The following is a 1,979-nucleotide window of genomic DNA, read 5'->3' on the forward strand; positions in this document are numbered from 1 at the left end:
CCGGCACCGGCCTGCCCGGGGCCCGCGCGCGGCGGCACTTCCACCATGGTTTCGTCGCCGCCCGCGGGCAGATCGCCCGCGGCGCGGAACGCCCACAGCGCCACCACGACATGCGCGCAGCCGCTGCCCTGCTGGCAGTCGCAGCGCGCATGCACGAGCGAGCTGCGCGAGAAGAACCGCACGGTGCACATCGACAACCGGGCCGTGGGCGGCGAGGCGTGGCCCTGCCATGGCTGCACCGCCACCACGGGGCGCGAGGCCGCCAGCCGCGCGGCCTGCTCCAGCACCGAGGGCGCCACGCTGGCCGACACCGCCGCGTCGTCGAAATGCGCGGGGCTCCAGGCGCCCCCTGATTCCGTGGGCGGCGCTGCGGCCGTGGACGCATCGACCGCAGGGGCGCTCGCCGTGCCGTGCCGTTGTTGATAGGCCAGCACCAGCATCACGCGGTGGCGGCACATGCCGCTCGCGGCGCAGGTGCATGCGGCATCGCGCAGCGTGCGGCCCCGGCGGCAGGCGCGTGCGCGCGCCGTCGTCGAATTCCGCGCGCACGGTGCCGTCGGGTTCGGTCTCCAGCCGCGGCAGCACATTGGCCGCCACGTCCTTCTGCGCGCGCTTGACGAAGCCCGCGTTGGCCAACGCCGTCAGCGCCTCCGGGGTGAGTTCGAGCAGGTCGGCCCGCAGCGGCGCGTTCATGCCTGCACCTTCTCGGCCAGCCAGCCCGCGAGCTGGCCCGGGGTCATGGCGCCGACCTGCGCGCCTTCCTTCACGAGGCGCGCGGCCATCTCGCGGTCGTAGGCGGGCTCGGCCTGCGCGTCGAGCGCGGCCAGGCCCAGCACCTTCGCGCCCGCGCCGGTCAGCGCCTTCACGCGGCGCACGAGTTCTCCGGGGTCGCCGCCCTCGTAGAAATCGCTCACCAGCACGACGATGGTGCGGGCCGGGTTGGCGACGAGCGATTGCGCATAGGCCACGGCCCGGGCGATGTCGGTGCCGCCGCCCAACTGCACTTTCATGAGCAGCTCCACCGGGTCGGACACATCGGCCGTGAGGTCCACCACCTGCGTGTCGAAGGCCACCAGCCGCGTGCGCATGCCCGGCAGCTGCCAAAGGCAGGCGGCCATCACCGCGCTGTGGATGACGGAGTCCACCATCGACCCGCTCTGGTCGATGAGCAGCACGATGTCCCACGGCTCGGCATGCCGCCGCGTGCGGCTGATGAAAATGGGCCGCTCCACGTAGAGCTTGCCGCGCGCCGCGTCCCAGCGCCGCAGGTTGGCCTGCAGGGTGCGCCGGAAGTCGAAGTTGCGTGCCACTTTCATGCGCGAGAGGCGGCGCCGGTCGCGGCTGCCGCTGAACGCCTGGCGCACTTCGGTGGCGAGTTTTTCCATGATGCGCCGCACCACCTCGGCCACGAGCCGGCGGGCGGCGGCCAGCACCTGCGGGTTCATGAGGTGCTTGGTATGCAGCACCGCGCGCAGCAGCGATTCGGACGGTTCGATGCGCTCCAGCACCTCCAGGTTGGTCACCACTTCGTCGATGCCGTAGCGCTCCACCGCATCGCGTTCCAGCCGCTCGATCACTTCCTTGGGAAAGAGCGTGTGGATGGTGTTGATCCAGTCCGGCGTGCTGAGCGCCGAGGGCCCCAGGCCCGCGCTGCGCTCGCCGCGCTCGGCGCGATCGCTGTCGCGGCCGTAGAGCCATTCGAGCGCCGCATCGGCCGCCTGCGCGGCATCGCCGAGCGCGCCGCACGCGGGTTCCGCCGGTTCGCCGAGCAACAGGCGCAGCGCTGGAGGGGGTCAGGGATGGTCAGCGGTGTCATGCAGGAGCTCCGGTGCCGGCGTCGATGCCCCAGCAGCTGGATGCGTCGCTGGCCCTGCCGGTGACCCGCGAGCAACTGCGCATCATCAACGCCAACCGCGAGCCTTACAACCAGGCCATCGATCGGGCCATCGCTCTGGCGGAAGCCGGTGACAGCGCAGCGG

At 72.3% G+C, this 1,979-nt stretch carries 1 protein-coding gene and 1 pseudogene; both read right to left on the minus strand.

Features of this window, described 5'->3' with window-relative positions; all coding sequences use genetic code 11:
* Positions 1-458: pseudogene (locus AC27IO_RS23480) on the minus strand (SWIM zinc finger family protein); the annotation flags it as partial.
* A gap of 231 nt (positions 459-689) precedes the next feature.
* A complete protein-coding gene (locus tag AC27IO_RS23485; RefSeq protein ID WP_487116323.1) occupies positions 690-1,772 on the minus strand; it encodes a vWA domain-containing protein in 1,083 nt (360 codons plus the stop codon).
* Positions 1,773-1,979 lie beyond the last annotated feature (207 nt).

It is taken from the genome of Acidovorax sp. KNOB132, assembly GCF_057541515.1.